We start from the raw sequence: 12,299 nt of genomic DNA, 5'->3' as shown, positions 1-12,299 counted from the left end.
GGAGGTGACGGCATGTCACAATCTCTTTCGACCATAATCAAAGGCGTCACGTTGAACGAAGCCTTGTTCATCGCGGCGTTAGAGAAGCTGCCGACCTCGGGCTTTTCAAAAACCGAATTCGCGCAAGCATTGCTGGATGCCGGTTTGAACGAGGCCAACGATGGCGATCTGGTGCGAGGGGCGATGCAATTCCTGAAGCGGCAGGGGATCATTGAGTATGATGCCCCTTCCGGGGCTTGGTCACTGAGCACGCTCGGCCAGATGCGCCTTCCGCACAGAACTCTGCCTTTGCTTTCTACTGATCCAGCGCCGGTTGCGGTTCTGAAACCCAGCAGAACCGATTGGTGGGCTGAGCTTGGTCGATTGAGTTTCAGCGCGATTGCCTGCCTGATCCTTCTGACGGCGCTGGTTGGGTTGAACGCCAGCTTTGCCTGGGAGTTGGGGCGCGAAGCTGCGCAATTCCAGATTCTGTTCACCATGGGTGTGACGGCGCTTGACATGATGCGACCGGGCTTTGTCCTGATGGGGTTTTGGCTGAGCGGCACTGGTCACAGGGCGTTGGGTGGTTTTGCACTGGCCATCGCTCTGGTTCTGTCTCCGGTTTCGGTTCTCTCAACCACGTCCATTTTGTCTGCCTCGTTTCTTCTGGGCGCGGAGTTCAACACCGATGCCGAGACCCGCGCGGCCACTCGGGAAGCGCTTCGGGTTCAACATGAGAACCTGCTTCAACGTGCAGCCCAGAACGAAGCTGCCTGGCGGCAGGAATGCGCACGAGGGGGATGTGGTCCGATCGCACAGGAATTGGAAGCAGAATTTCAGCGCACCGTTTCTGAGGCGCAGGAGGTTCTGAATCAGATCGTGGCCTTGACCGAAGCGGAGCATGGGAATTCGGAACTTTTGGCGCGGATGGTGACCACATTCGAGGAACTCGGTTTGTTCGGCAACGGCCGCCAGATCTGGTTGCCGCTTTTTCTCGCGATCAGCCTTGAGTTGGGCGCGCTCTTTGGGCCGGCGCTGCTCCTGAGACGAAAGTGATCGCGATCTGATTTGCGTGTTATGGAGATCATATGTTATACTTTGTACAACATCTACCCAACTGGAAAATGACCCCGATGCCAAACCCGACTGTTGCGCTGCGTTTAAACGAAGACACCCAGAACCGTCTCAAGGCGCTTGGCCAGCGCCGGGATCGCTCGCCGCATTATCTGATGAAGGAGGCAGTAGAGAAGTATCTGGCGACGGAGGAGGCGCTGGAGGCCGAGCGCGATCTGATGCAGGCGCGTTGGGAACGGTTTGAGTTGACCGGAGAAACCGTTACCCATGACGATGTGAAAGCTTGGGCGGCGGGTCTGGCAGCGAAGTCTGATCATAGTCAGAGCTGATGGTTGATCTCGTTTGGTTGCCGGAGGCGCAGGACGATCTGCGTCGGCTATATGAATTCATTGCGCCCCACTCAGAGGAGGCTGCGGCACGGGCGATGATGACCTTGGTGACCGCCGCCGAAACCCTGCTCGATTTTCCGCAAAAGGGCCGACCATGGCAACCGGATCGGGCATTTCGGGAACTTTCCGTGTCCTTCGGCGCGGGCAGCTATGTTATCCGCTACCGTGAATACGCCGATCAGGTTGTGATCGTACGTATCTGGCACGCCCGGGAAGAACGATAAGCGTTCGCATTATCTGACGCAGTTCAAAAGGTCCTCGCAGTATTCATGCACGTTGTTTTCATCGTGATACGATTGGTCTACGCGGTCGTCACCCCAGAACCCTTCGACTCGGTCAAAGCGTGTATCGATCCAGATATTGGGCCCGCCGAAGGCAACCAGAATGCGGGCGCCCAAAAAATCACCTCGGCTGTTGATCGTGAACTCCAGATCTAGGGCGTTGTCGATCATATCGCGCTGAGAAGTCTTGCTCGGCGCCTCCAAGTCGTGGACGAATGCACGGCAGGTCTCGCGAAGTTGGTCAGTTGTATTGGTCATGTCAGTTTGGGTTAAAGGATAAAGACACCAACCACGCGCCACGCCCCGGAAAGGGGGCTGTCAAAACAGGCAAACGCGCGGAGAATTTCAGGAAAAGTTGCAGACTTTTCCGTCAGAAATTCGACCACAAAGGCGCGGCAAACTGTTGACTGAACCCAGGGCGTGGCAGGCTTGGTCGGTTCTTGTTCCGGCCCAAACAAGCGGGAGCAACGGGCAGCCGAACTCGAGGTGCGCATTCCGGGCTTCGCGGACTCGAGGGTTGTGCAATACTCGACGCGTATTCCAAGCCGAGCTAGGCTTACCCTGAAGCTAACCTCATCCCATGTCAGAGACTCCGGAGCGACAGACCGAAGCATCCGCAGAACTGGATCAACAGCGTATCATTCGCGAGTTGAACGACCGGCTGCGACAGACCGGGTTCGGCGGACAGATGCTGATGACCCAAGGGGTCGCCGCATTGAGCTTTGACGTGCAAGCGCGTGTCTTTGCTGCCGTGCGGAACTATGACGATTTCACACCGGAAAACGATCCCTGGGGTACGCATGAGAAGGGCTTCTTCGAGATCGATGGTGAGCGGATGATGTTCGCCATCGACGCTTATGATCGCAATCTGGAATACGGCTCCCCGGATCCCACCGACCCGGAAGTGACCACCCGCGTGATGACCGTATTACTGATGTCAGAATACTAACCTGCCTTTTACTCATCAAACCCATGGGCCTTGACCAATACGCCTACACCCGGCTGCCGGAACAGAAACCATGTGAAGTCGAGCCAAAGTTCGTCTGGCGCAAACACGCCAAGCTGCAGGAGTTCATGGAACGGCTTTATGAAGCCCGGACCGGCCAGTCGCGGGATCAACTGAACTGCGGCGAACTGGAACTTCAGGCCGAAGATATTGCCACTTTGCAGGACATGGTCGAGCGGGGTGAACTGCCCCAAAGTCCCGGCGGATTCTTTTTCGGCCATCAATGGCAGGACGAAAACGCCGCCGACTACCGGGAAAAAGACCTCGAGTTCTGCGCCTGGGCACACACCATCCTGCAAACACGCCGACAGGTCTTCTATTCCTGCTGGTGGTAGTTTTTCTTTTCACCCGCTTTCCTATGACAGCCTGGTACAACGAGATCGACCCGTTCGCGGCAGACTGGCTGCGACGGCTGATCAAGGCCGGGCACATCGCGCCGGGCGTGGTCGACACACGCGATATCCGAGACATTTCACCCCAAGACCTTGATGGTTTCACACAACTCCACTTCTTCGCAGGCATCGGCGGCTGGTCCCTCGCGCTCCGCCAGTCCGGATGGCCCGATGACCGACCCGTCTGGACCGGATCCTGCCCCTGCCAGCCTTTCTCAAGCTCTGGTCAGCAGCGTGGCTTCGATGACGACCGCCACCTCTGGCCCGTCTGGTTCAGGCTCGTCCAAGCCTGCATGCCGGCAACAGTCTTTGGAGAACAGGTTGCATCAAAACCTGCGCTTGACTGGTTCGATCTTGTATCGGCTGACCTGGAAGCGGCGGGTTACACCGTCGGGGCGGCAGATATCTGCGCTGCGGGCCTTGGCGCCCCGCATATCCGGCAACGGCTCTGGTTCGGTGCCGAATTGCTCGGGCTGGAGAACGCCGATGGCGCACGGATCTCGAACAGGCTGCAAGACGTTCAGGCAGTTTCAGGAGCGGAAGAAGATCGGTCGCCAGATCGGGTTGCAGGATCAGATCGTTCTCGTCGGCTGGGCAACACCAACCGCCCGCGATCACAAAGACGGGCGCAAAAGCAACGTTACCACAAACGGCCTGCTCGGCCGACAAGTCTGGCTGGTCGCGCCCCGTGGGATGCCCCGGACTGGATCTGGTGCCAGGACCATAAATGGCGACCGGCTGAACCCGGGCTTTGCCCGTTGGCTGATGGGTTTCCCAGCCGCGTGGGACGATTGCGCGCCTACGGTAATGCCATCGTCCCGCAGGTCGCTGCCGCCTTCATCCAAGCCTTCGAAGAAAGCTCTTAACCCCAAGTAACATGTCCACCCGCGCCACCATCACCGTTGCTGACGAGAAAGACAGCTTCGACATCTATCAACACCATGACGGCTATCCTGACGGTCCTTTCGGCCTTGTCCGTCATGTCGCCATGGCAAGGCGGCTGGCTTGGGATCCTCCGCGATTTGAAGCGGCAGACTTTGCGGCAGCCATCATCGCCGTTCTGAAAGATCGCGGCGGCTCGACCTATCTGACCAAAGACGCCGAAGCGCATGGTGACCGGGACTTCCACTACCGGATCGAGGCACTGCGTGAAAACTGTGTGTCGCGCGTGATGCTGACCATTACCCGCCCAAGCTATGAGCGTGGTCGCGGTGATGTCGAAGTTTTTGCAGGGGAAATCCAGGAGGCAGTCGCCAAATTCAACGCCGTGCCGGACACCTCGGTGCGGCCCCGTGAATGGCAGATTCTGGCCGATCTCGAAGGCGCACTCTATCGTGCTGAAGAAGAAATCGCCGCACTCTGCGGAAACCGGCCAGACGAAGACACAGAAAAGGTGCTGGAAGACATTGATGATGCGGGGCGGGCGGTTTGCCTTCTTCGTCACCATCTGGACCAAAATGATCCATGGACGACACTTACCCGCTTGGAAGGCGCCCTTGAGCGCCTTCGCGCTTCAGGCCAACCAGCCCAGGTTACCGCGTTGCCATCTGTGGACGTCAAACTTGCGATGGACGCCCACAGACGGTTTCAGCGGGATTGACCCGTCTGCTTCAAAAGCGCTTGTCGAGATAGGAAATCAGCTCACACGGCAGATAGTCACGCGGATCATCATATCCGATCTGAAACTCTCTAACGTCTTCGGGGATCTGTTCACGCCCGTCGATTTTGATCGAAGTGATGATTTCGTTGTGCATCACCCACTGTTCTGTCTCAACCTCGGCACCAAATGCCTCCAAGGCATGAACAACAACCTCTGTGAAACAGTGATCGCCATCGTCGAAGCCAAATTTGGAAAACGCGTCTTCCCAAGAATACGGAAAGTCAAATGCCGGACAATGATTTGCAAAGCTCATGATAGTTAGGGTTAGGAAATACTGAGCACGTCGGCCTTTGCACGGCGTTTCAGTGAGAAAGTCGAAGGAGGAACCCGAGGCACGAGGGGCAAATCCTTGACTTTCGAGCGCGCCGGGCAGTGTCCGAAACGTGCGGTTTTCCGAACCTCAGAATGAGATGGATGACACGCGAACACCGGCAATGAGCTATAGATCGACTTGCTATACGCCATGAATTGGCTAAATTATGAGCTATAGAAACGCATCCTATGGCTCATGACGCAAAACACACCCTGGCTTTGGCAACTTCCGGACTGGCCCCAGTTTACCTGGGATGAGCAAGATTTGACGTCCCTGGAAAAACGGTTTCTGACTGGATCCGGGCGGTTAGTGGGGGCGTCAGCACATCTGGATGAAAAGGACCGCGATGACCTCGGATCGATTGGCTCAGTGAAGAGGCCATGGAAACCTCTGCCATCGAAGGGGAGTTGCTGGATCGGGACGCGGTGCAGTCTTCGGTGCGTCGCCAATTTGGTTTGAAGACGGATCGCCGCCGATCGGGGCCGCGTGAGGCAGGAATTGCCGAAATGATGGTCGCGCTCTATCGGGAGTTCGATGTGCCGCTGACAGAGGCGACTTTGTTTGACTGGCACCGCATGGTGTTGAACGGTCGGCGCGATGTGGATGTCATTGGCGGTTGGCGACAACATGCGGAACCGATGCAGGTAGTTTCGGGGGCGGATTACGCGCCAAAGGTTCACTATGAAGCGCCGCCCCCAGCAGCAATGGAGGCGGAAATGGCCGCCTTCATCGGCTGGCTCAACGCCAGTCGCGATCTACCGGCGTTGACCCGCGCAGGGATCGCTCATTTCTATTTCGTCTGCGTCCATCCATTCGAGGACGGCAATGGCCGGATCGGACGCGCGCTGTCAGAAAAGGCATTGGCGCAAAGCCTCGGCCAGCCCAGCCTGATTGCACTTTCTCAAATGATCGCCCGCAATCAGCGCGGATATTATGACGCCCTTGAGGCTGCAAATAGGTCTCTGGAGATCACGCCGTGGCTGGTGTGGTTTGGCGAAACCGTGCTGCAAGCGCTGACCTACAGCGAAAACAAGCTCACGCGCCTGATCGACAAGGTGAAGATGTTCGACCGGCTTCGCGGACAGCTCAACGAACGGCAGGAAAAGGTGCTCCTGCGATTGTTCCGCGCAGAGCCCGACAGGTTTGAGGGTGGCTTGAGTGCCGCAAACTACCGCCAGATCACTGGTGCAATCGCCACGACAGCTACACGCGATCTGACCGATCTCGTCGAGAAAGGCGCGCTGCAAAAAACCGGCGAACGGCGCTACACGCGGTACTATCTCAATCTTCCTACCCTCTAGCGCCGCCCACGCTTGCGATTCACCCGCCCTTGTTTGCGTTTCTTTTTCAGCAACGCACGGACTGCTTGGCCATTTGGCTTAGCTGGTTGAGGTTGCGGTGGGTGGTATTTGTCGATCCAGGCGGACAGGGCTCTGAAAGATATCTGGCCATTGATAGAGAAGACCTTCTTGGTGATGAGCCGCACCTGCGCAAGATTGGCATGGCCCGCCTCATTGACCAGTCCAAGGCGGCGGTAATCGGACCAGTGAAGGACGGAGTTGCCGCTTTCTGCTGCGTCCAGGGGTGTGCTTCGCGTTGCTGTTAGCCAACGTTCCACCAGTTGGCCCGCCTCAGACACGGACAATTCTGCGTCATTCGGCAGGCTTTTCATCTCCAGATAGGCCTCTATCACGACTTGCATGATGTCACGCCCGCGACCCGAGGGTTTGATCAGCCTCCCATCTGGACCAGTTGAGGCTGAAATCGACCGGATAATATCTGGGGTGCTCATGCCGCGCCGCCATAGACTCGCGACCAGACCGGGCCCCAGGCCGAGGTTCTGACGCCCCTCCCAATAGGCCTGAACAATCGAAAACACCGCTTCTGTTTGCTTGGGGAGTAAGCGTCCCTGTTCGTCCCGCAAACGGAGGTAATCAAGATCGGCAAAGGGCAGTCGGACCTTGGCCGAGTTTGCCTCACTCGCCCCCGTCATGTCAGTCGCTTTGATATGCGCAATCATGGCCTCCGAAGAGATCAACACCAAATTCGCCAGTTCGAAGTACTGGCCGATTTTTTGCGAGGGTTTTACCTCGTCATAAGGCATGCCTCTCAAAGCCTCTGGCAGGATCAGATCCAGTTTCATCAGGCACTTGCTTTCACCAAAGCCGATGTAAACAAGCCCATCTTTGCCATGGTACAGATGCGGTTGGTTCGGATCTTGGATGATATGCAGGGTTAGTTGTGCCTATTATGCCTTGAGGCGCGAAACAGGCAAATCGGAATGCCCTAAGCTGCCTGTGCCGTATGGCTGAAGTTCTCCTCCGTCCACAGGTTCATGCGGTTAGCTTCGACCATTTCCGCGAAACGATCCCAGTCGAGTTGATTTGAGGCGTCGACCAGGCCTTGCTGCCGATAGTCTGCCATCATGCGCTCCGGATCGACATCGCCGATCACGGCGTCACCGCGTTCGTTCTGGAACTGCATCAGGTAGGGGATGCGGTTCAGGTCGGATTGATCCAGCAATTCGCCATCATGCCCGGCCAAACCACCAAAGAAGATCTGGCTCAACCGTTGGGCGCGGTGGAAGTCGCCCGGCATGCGGATGTCCAACGTTCCACCGCCGCGTTCCAATTGAGAGCGTCCAGGGAAGAAGATCTCACCCATATTCACCGCGTGCAGCCGACTCATCATCTGGCCAGTCAGGCCGTAGAGTGCCATGTCCTCCGCCGTGGCATTGTCGGGTAACCGGATGGTGAAATCCCCAGCCTCTTCCTCAAAGCGCATGGCACGGTCGCCGGTCGGGGTCAGTCCTATGGATTGCCCATCACGAATTTCTTCGAATTCGCCCGGTTGCAGAAATATCGGCTCTTCGCGGGTTTCGCCGGTTTCCGGATCAACAACGGTGCGCGTGCCGACACCGTTTTCAAACACATCGGTCATGTCGCTGCCGGTGGTCACATCGAGTGCAGGACGCTCGATGCCGAGCGTTTCGGCAATCGCCGCCTGCGTGGCCTCAGAAATACCCGATGACAGCTGGCTGTTTGGACTGTCGAAAATGAACGCCCGAGCGAAGCCTACGGGGTCCGGCGCGCCCTGGCTCAAATCAAGCTGGTTCAAACGCGTTGCAATGACGGCGTGGTCTTCTGGCGCTGCTGCTGCGATGGACAAGATCCGACCGAATGATTGCCACTTCGCTCGTTCGCTCTCTGGCACGTCGGGGTGGTTCGACATCATTGCGATCTTTTCGGCGTTTGAGGCGTTGCGGTACTCAACTGACCCTAGCAACGCACGGTAGCTCTCTTCATTTGTCTCCGCTTCTTCGGTGGCACTGGCTTCAGCCTCTGTTGCGCTAACCTCGGCGGCAGTCTCTGCCACTTCAGTTTCGGCCGCCAACTCCAGAGCTACCTCGTCGCGTTCATCCGCCGCTGCCGCTATGCCACGCTCAATTACCCGATCCAGCCGCCGCCGGTCTTCATCGGTGACATCGTACGCGTCACGACCACGCTCGTGCTGTCTGTTTTCGTGGTCATACAAAATTTGGGTGATCTGATCCGCGACGGGATCATTCTTCGGCTCAATCCCAAAGTAATCACACTCGGCCTCAACCCAGATTTTGATATCGGCACAACGGTGCTCAGGGTCTTCGGCCAAAGCGTTGCTCACTTCCATCTCATGCAAAGCCACCGCTGCCGCTTCGCCCTCCGCGATAACCTCATCGTGGGGGCGGCGTCGCTCTGCACCACCGGGAGCAACATCTCCGGAGCCGGGTACTATTTCGTTCATAAAGAAAGGCTAAGTCATTATATTTTAACATAACTTACCCAAACATCCAAATCGACCTACAACCCTTCCTCTTGGATTTCTGCCATTGCACCCTCTGTCAAAGCGCTAATGGCTGCATTGGCTTCGTTTCTTCTCGCAATCAGTGCCGCTTGTTCATCACGCAACTCCGATTGCTCGGCATTCGCCATCTGGATTTCTTCGCGCAAGGCAGCTTGTCGGAAATCGCTTCGTGCGCTCTCCGCGCAAAAACCACGCTCATCATCCCAGTCAAACTGTTCATCGCCTTCAATTTGCTGGTTGCCATCGGCATCCGCAAATTCAAAGCCCTCCTGCAAACAGGCCTGCAGCTGTTCCAGAATCTGCATTTGTGTGTCCAAAGCCACGCGCGTCACGTCGATCACGATTTCACCATCGGGGTGAGGTAGCGCCAGCTCACTCGCTTGAGCGTCTGCCTGTTCGGCCGCACCCGCCGCGACGGTAAGAGCAAGTGCTCCGGCAGCCAGAGTTCCAAATTTTGCCATAGAGAGTAGTGAGGAAACGATCTTATTATCTAACGAAAACAGCGATTTCGTCAAATTTTCTTGACAGAAAATAGTTTGACGCCGACGAGTTTTAACCAGTCGGATTCCCAAGCGGGCCGCTTCGTTCTTGCCAGCTTGACGCAATTGCCCGATTAACGATTGGTGATGTTCTGCCTTCCGCCCATCATCGAATGTCGAAGCGCAGCTGCCTCCGCTTTGTGTTGCGTGATGCCCAGATACTCGATGGTGTTGGCGATCGATTTGTGACCCAGAAGGCGCGAGATCAGGGCGATGTCCTCGCCCTGCCAATACATGTGAGCGGGTTTGCTGCGACGGATGGAATGGCTCGAAAACTCGGCAGGTTCGTGACCCAGCCAGACCGCCCAAGTCTTGATGATTTCGGCATAATGCGGGCGGCTGATCGGCATTGCGCCGGTCGGTTTGCTGCGCGTGAACAGATAATCTTGGGGTTTCTTGCCACTCGCTTCGATCCAAGCCAGCAAATACTGCCTTGTCGCAGGCGTCAGCACCGGATTGACGATGTGCCGTGTCTTCTGCTGCCTTCGAGCAATCAATGACCGGATGGGGCCACTCGGATACTTGACCTGCCACACCTGCGTGGTCAGCAGGTCGCTGGCACGGAACATGGTATCCAGGCCAAAACTGAGCAACGCCAGATCGTGCCGGTTCTCTTCGGTCAACAAACGGGCTTCGATGACGGCAATCTCGTCCAACGTAAACGCCCGCTTCTGGCCCACGATCACGCCCGCATTCCATGCCTTTTTTTGTGGCCGGAGAGGGGTGCTCATTTGGAGAGGGGGTCAGAGTTTCGCTTTTGTCAAAAGCGAAAGTATTTTGATATTTTAAGTCCGGAGCAAAGGCGCTGTTTTGCCGCTCCAGCACTGGAGACAGGCCCATGATACATGAAGATTACATGAAGAAACAGGCTCAGACCGATTTCGCTTTTGACAAAAGCAAGGGTATCGTCGGGCTGTCATGTTCACCCAAGCCTACAGTTTCGAAGCCCGGTCCGATATTACCATCATGACCGAAGCCCAGCTGGATGATCTGGTGGAGGAACGCCGCAAGCGAGGAATGAGCCCGGACTTGTTGGAACAATTCCGAAATTGGCATCTCGCTCGCCTGCAAAGAGAGTAGACCAAAGCGGAACTCCGTCTCTGCTGGCGTTCTTGGGGCTGCGTTAGACCCAATGCATGCGACCAATCACACAGACGGAATTCGCGGCGATGGAGCAATTGCTGGCTGACCTTATGGGCAGCTGCGACCCGAGCGAGGAAGCCATGCTTTTGCGCCTGCATGCTCGACTGGTGAGTATTCAGGCCGAGCGAAGTGGCCTGGGTGTCTCTCGAAATCGGCTTAAGGCGCTTCAATCGCGAAGGGGGCAATGATGTCGCGCAATTCGGCCAGATCCTTGCCATAGCCGTATTTTGGGCGCTGGAACTTGTGACCCATCAGTTGCGCCTGCGCCCGATCAACGACATCGCGTTTGGTCAGTTGGTCCTGAAACCAGTGCCGCAGAGAATAGAGGCTCTGGCGCTTGTCCGTCACGATGCCACTGTCACGCAGGTTCCGGTTGATCACGCTGGTCGCGTACATGTTCTTGCCCAACCGCTTGCCCCAGCCACTGGCCGCAATCAGTTCTTCTGCGGCCTGCATAGACACGCCCAAAAGCGGCAGGAGCCGTTCCGAGTGATCGGTCTTAAGGCCCCGGACAGAGTTCTTGCGCACATGTACATGCGGCACGTCGTGATCAAGGATCACGTCGCCCAACTCCAATCCGATCGCCTCAACCGGTCGCATGCCAGTATTCACCAGCAAGCGGATCAGCAATTTGAAACTGTCATCCAGCTTGGGCATTGCAATGGGTCTCAGGATTGTCTGGATTTGTTCGGTTTCGAAAGGGATCCGTGACACCTCTGCAACTTCCTTCAATCGGACTCCGCTGAAGGGGTTGGTTTTGGACAATCCAACAATATCAAAGTTCACCGAATACATCCGGCGCAGGGAGTTGATTTCCCGATTGGCTGTGTACGGCTTAAGGCCTTTGGCCTGCACCCGATCCACCCACCAACTGCGGAAGCGAACCGCATGCCCGCGCTCCACCTTGTGAAAGGAGAGTGGGCCGATGGCCTCCTCGAAATTGCGGATTGCCTTGAGGTAGATGTTGCGTTTCACGCGCTGTTGATCGCGGCTGAGTAGCGTCCATTCATCCTTGATGTAATCCCAGAACCGGTCAAAGGCATCCCCCAGGGAAAACTCTGGTTCCTCGACCAGACCCAGCACGGCTTTTTGTTCCGGTGCCGTCTCATGGCCGTTGATCAGGACCCGAAGGCGGTCGAGCAATTCTGCATCCGACAAGTCCATTGCGGTCCGTGGCTCAAACCCAGCGTTTCGCTGAACCTGGCACGCCGCCCGATACCGTTCCGCCGCATCCTGTGCGCAAAGTGAAACACCTCGCGCTTTGGCCTCTCGCCAGTCTTGCTCCATCTGAGCAGAAATTTCTGCCGCACGGCGGCGAGCTTCAACAAAATCGCCGGTCTTTAGGGTAAAGCTGATCAGGCGCTTGCGTTCGACGTCATGAAATTCTCGAGGCACCGCACGATAATAGTGCCACCAGCGACCTTTCTGTTTGAGATGCGTACCCCACATGAGACGGGAATCCCTTGTCCAGAATTTGTCCAGACTGGCCGATTCCAGCTGAACGCGGGATCACACTGCATCTAATGAAATCAAGCCTTTAGGGGCGGAAGTCCGTCTGTATTTTGGACAAATGGTGCCCGGGGGCGGAATCGAACCACCGACACGAGGATTTTCAATCCACTGCTCTACCCCTGAGCTACCCGGGCACGGGAGCAGGAGAGTCTCCTGCGGGTGGGGGCG

General features: G+C 56.7%; 17 protein-coding genes and 1 tRNA gene. 10 read left to right on the top strand and 8 right to left on the bottom strand.

The features are described from left to right. Positions 1 to 12 precede the first annotated feature (12 nt). The 3 genes from RBB16_RS12975 (at position 13) to RBB16_RS12965 (ending at position 1,666) form a co-directional block, all read left to right on the top strand. Positions 13 to 1,035 (top strand): hypothetical protein, encoded by a 1,023-nt coding sequence (locus RBB16_RS12975; protein WP_306046572.1) that lies wholly within the window; start codon positions 13 to 15, stop codon positions 1,033 to 1,035. A gap of 77 nt (positions 1,036 to 1,112) precedes the next feature. Then, positions 1,113 to 1,382, top strand: coding sequence for a CopG family transcriptional regulator (locus RBB16_RS12970; protein WP_306046571.1), 270 nt, complete (start codon positions 1,113 to 1,115; stop codon positions 1,380 to 1,382). Beyond that, a complete protein-coding gene (locus tag RBB16_RS12965; RefSeq protein ID WP_306046570.1) occupies positions 1,382 to 1,666 on the top strand; it encodes a type II toxin-antitoxin system RelE/ParE family toxin in 285 nt (94 codons plus the stop codon). Before RBB16_RS12970 ends, RBB16_RS12965 begins: the two co-directional genes overlap by 1 nt. Positions 1,667 to 1,675: 9 nt before the next feature. Here the strand turns inward: RBB16_RS12965 and RBB16_RS12960 are convergent, their stop codons facing one another. After that, positions 1,676 to 1,981, bottom strand: coding sequence for a hypothetical protein (locus tag RBB16_RS12960; RefSeq protein WP_306046569.1), 306 nt, complete (start codon positions 1,979 to 1,981; stop codon positions 1,676 to 1,678). Positions 1,982 to 2,303: 322 nt separating this feature from the next. Here RBB16_RS12960 and RBB16_RS12955 point away from each other — a divergent pair, with 322 nt between their 5' ends. From RBB16_RS12955 to RBB16_RS12940, 4 genes are read left to right on the top strand one after another with little or no spacing between them, the layout of a single operon-like run. Further along, positions 2,304 to 2,672: a DUF3768 domain-containing protein gene (locus RBB16_RS12955; RefSeq protein ID WP_306046568.1), complete on the top strand. Its 369-nt coding sequence runs from the start codon at positions 2,304 to 2,306 to the stop codon at positions 2,670 to 2,672. A 23-nt stretch (positions 2,673 to 2,695) separates the two neighbouring features. Further along, positions 2,696 to 3,064 carry a hypothetical protein gene (locus tag RBB16_RS12950; protein ID WP_306046567.1) on the top strand — a complete coding sequence of 123 codons (369 nt, stop codon included), beginning with the start codon at positions 2,696 to 2,698 and terminating at the stop codon, positions 3,062 to 3,064. Positions 3,065 to 3,087: 23 nt separating this feature from the next. After that, complete coding sequence (locus RBB16_RS12945) at positions 3,088 to 3,987, top strand: DNA cytosine methyltransferase (protein ID WP_306046566.1); 900 nt, start codon at positions 3,088 to 3,090, stop codon at positions 3,985 to 3,987. Positions 3,988 to 3,998: 11 nt separating this feature from the next. Further along, positions 3,999 to 4,721: a hypothetical protein gene (locus tag RBB16_RS12940; RefSeq protein ID WP_306046565.1), complete on the top strand. Its 723-nt coding sequence runs from the start codon at positions 3,999 to 4,001 to the stop codon at positions 4,719 to 4,721. A gap of 10 nt (positions 4,722 to 4,731) precedes the next feature. Here the strand turns inward: RBB16_RS12940 and RBB16_RS12935 are convergent, their stop codons facing one another. Then, complete coding sequence (locus RBB16_RS12935) at positions 4,732 to 5,034, bottom strand: hypothetical protein (RefSeq protein WP_306046564.1); 303 nt, start codon at positions 5,032 to 5,034, stop codon at positions 4,732 to 4,734. 255 nt (positions 5,035 to 5,289) lie between these two features. Here RBB16_RS12935 and RBB16_RS20695 point away from each other — a divergent pair, with 255 nt between their 5' ends. Together RBB16_RS20695 and RBB16_RS12930 are read left to right on the top strand one after the other, a co-directional pair. Then, the gene (locus RBB16_RS20695) at positions 5,290 to 5,553 is read left to right on the top strand and encodes a DUF4172 domain-containing protein (protein WP_371931247.1); all 264 of its coding nucleotides are present in this window, start codon (positions 5,290 to 5,292) and stop codon (positions 5,551 to 5,553) included. Beyond that, positions 5,475 to 6,395, top strand: coding sequence for a Fic family protein (locus RBB16_RS12930; RefSeq protein WP_371931246.1), 921 nt, complete (start codon positions 5,475 to 5,477; stop codon positions 6,393 to 6,395). Before RBB16_RS20695 ends, RBB16_RS12930 begins: the two co-directional genes overlap by 79 nt. Here the strand turns inward: RBB16_RS12930 and RBB16_RS12925 are convergent. From RBB16_RS12925 to RBB16_RS12910, 4 genes are all read right to left on the bottom strand, one after another. Then, on the bottom strand, positions 6,392 to 7,237 hold the full coding sequence (locus RBB16_RS12925) for a hypothetical protein (protein ID WP_306046563.1): 846 nt from the start codon (positions 7,235 to 7,237) through the stop codon (positions 6,392 to 6,394). The two genes, RBB16_RS12930 and RBB16_RS12925, sit on opposite strands and share 4 nt — an antisense overlap. 143 nt (positions 7,238 to 7,380) lie before the next feature. Next, positions 7,381 to 8,757 (bottom strand): hypothetical protein, encoded by a 1,377-nt coding sequence (locus RBB16_RS12920; protein ID WP_306046562.1) that lies wholly within the window; start codon positions 8,755 to 8,757, stop codon positions 7,381 to 7,383. A 176-nt stretch (positions 8,758 to 8,933) separates the two neighbouring features. Next, on the bottom strand, positions 8,934 to 9,452 hold the full coding sequence (locus RBB16_RS12915; protein WP_306046561.1) for a hypothetical protein: 519 nt from the start codon (positions 9,450 to 9,452) through the stop codon (positions 8,934 to 8,936). 98 nt (positions 9,453 to 9,550) lie between these two features. Then, complete coding sequence (locus tag RBB16_RS12910; protein ID WP_306046560.1) at positions 9,551 to 10,207, bottom strand: tyrosine-type recombinase/integrase; 657 nt, start codon at positions 10,205 to 10,207, stop codon at positions 9,551 to 9,553. Between the two features lie 187 nt (positions 10,208 to 10,394). Between RBB16_RS12910 and RBB16_RS12905 the strand changes: the two genes are divergently transcribed. Then, entirely contained in the window at positions 10,395 to 10,556 is a 162-nt protein-coding gene (locus tag RBB16_RS12905; protein WP_306046559.1) for a hypothetical protein, read from the top strand. 219 nt (positions 10,557 to 10,775) lie between these two features. Here the strand turns inward: RBB16_RS12905 and RBB16_RS12900 are convergent, their stop codons facing one another. After that, the gene (locus tag RBB16_RS12900; protein WP_306046558.1) at positions 10,776 to 12,068 is read right to left on the bottom strand and encodes a DUF6538 domain-containing protein; all 1,293 of its coding nucleotides are present in this window, start codon (positions 12,066 to 12,068) and stop codon (positions 10,776 to 10,778) included. Between the two features lie 122 nt (positions 12,069 to 12,190). Beyond that, a tRNA-Phe gene (locus RBB16_RS12895) sits at positions 12,191 to 12,265 on the bottom strand. Positions 12,266 to 12,299 lie beyond the last annotated feature (34 nt).

It is taken from the genome of Nioella sp. MMSF_3534, from assembly GCF_030732985.1.
Classification (GTDB): domain Bacteria; phylum Pseudomonadota; class Alphaproteobacteria; order Rhodobacterales; family Rhodobacteraceae; genus Nioella.
The sequence above is the reverse complement of the archived record's forward strand: the minus strand, read 5'-3'. Positions and strand labels throughout refer to the sequence as shown.

What these genes read in the sequence shown, in the direction of transcription:
- RBB16_RS12930 (WP_371931246.1), top strand. Translation starts at nt 5,475, where the DNA reads ATGGAAACCTCTGCCATCGAAGGGGAGTTGCTGGATCGGGACGCGGTG.
- RBB16_RS12910 (WP_306046560.1), bottom strand. Translation starts at nt 10,207, where the DNA reads ATGAGCACCCCTCTCCGGCCACAAAAAAAGGCATGGAATGCGGGCGTG.
- RBB16_RS12965 (WP_306046570.1), top strand. Translation starts at nt 1,382, where the DNA reads ATGGTTGATCTCGTTTGGTTGCCGGAGGCGCAGGACGATCTGCGTCGG.
- RBB16_RS12900 (WP_306046558.1), bottom strand. Translation starts at nt 12,068, where the DNA reads ATGTGGGGTACGCATCTCAAACAGAAAGGTCGCTGGTGGCACTATTAT.
- RBB16_RS12960 (WP_306046569.1), bottom strand. Translation starts at nt 1,981, where the DNA reads ATGACCAATACAACTGACCAACTTCGCGAGACCTGCCGTGCATTCGTC.
- RBB16_RS12975 (WP_306046572.1), top strand. Translation starts at nt 13, where the DNA reads ATGTCACAATCTCTTTCGACCATAATCAAAGGCGTCACGTTGAACGAA.
- RBB16_RS12935 (WP_306046564.1), bottom strand. Translation starts at nt 5,034, where the DNA reads ATGAGCTTTGCAAATCATTGTCCGGCATTTGACTTTCCGTATTCTTGG.
- RBB16_RS12940 (WP_306046565.1), top strand. Translation starts at nt 3,999, where the DNA reads ATGTCCACCCGCGCCACCATCACCGTTGCTGACGAGAAAGACAGCTTC.
- RBB16_RS12950 (WP_306046567.1), top strand. Translation starts at nt 2,696, where the DNA reads ATGGGCCTTGACCAATACGCCTACACCCGGCTGCCGGAACAGAAACCA.
- RBB16_RS20695 (WP_371931247.1), top strand. Translation starts at nt 5,290, where the DNA reads ATGACGCAAAACACACCCTGGCTTTGGCAACTTCCGGACTGGCCCCAG.
- RBB16_RS12970 (WP_306046571.1), top strand. Translation starts at nt 1,113, where the DNA reads ATGCCAAACCCGACTGTTGCGCTGCGTTTAAACGAAGACACCCAGAAC.
- RBB16_RS12955 (WP_306046568.1), top strand. Translation starts at nt 2,304, where the DNA reads ATGTCAGAGACTCCGGAGCGACAGACCGAAGCATCCGCAGAACTGGAT.
- RBB16_RS12905 (WP_306046559.1), top strand. Translation starts at nt 10,395, where the DNA reads ATGTTCACCCAAGCCTACAGTTTCGAAGCCCGGTCCGATATTACCATC.
- RBB16_RS12945 (WP_306046566.1), top strand. Translation starts at nt 3,088, where the DNA reads ATGACAGCCTGGTACAACGAGATCGACCCGTTCGCGGCAGACTGGCTG.
- RBB16_RS12925 (WP_306046563.1), bottom strand. Translation starts at nt 7,237, where the DNA reads ATGAAACTGGATCTGATCCTGCCAGAGGCTTTGAGAGGCATGCCTTAT.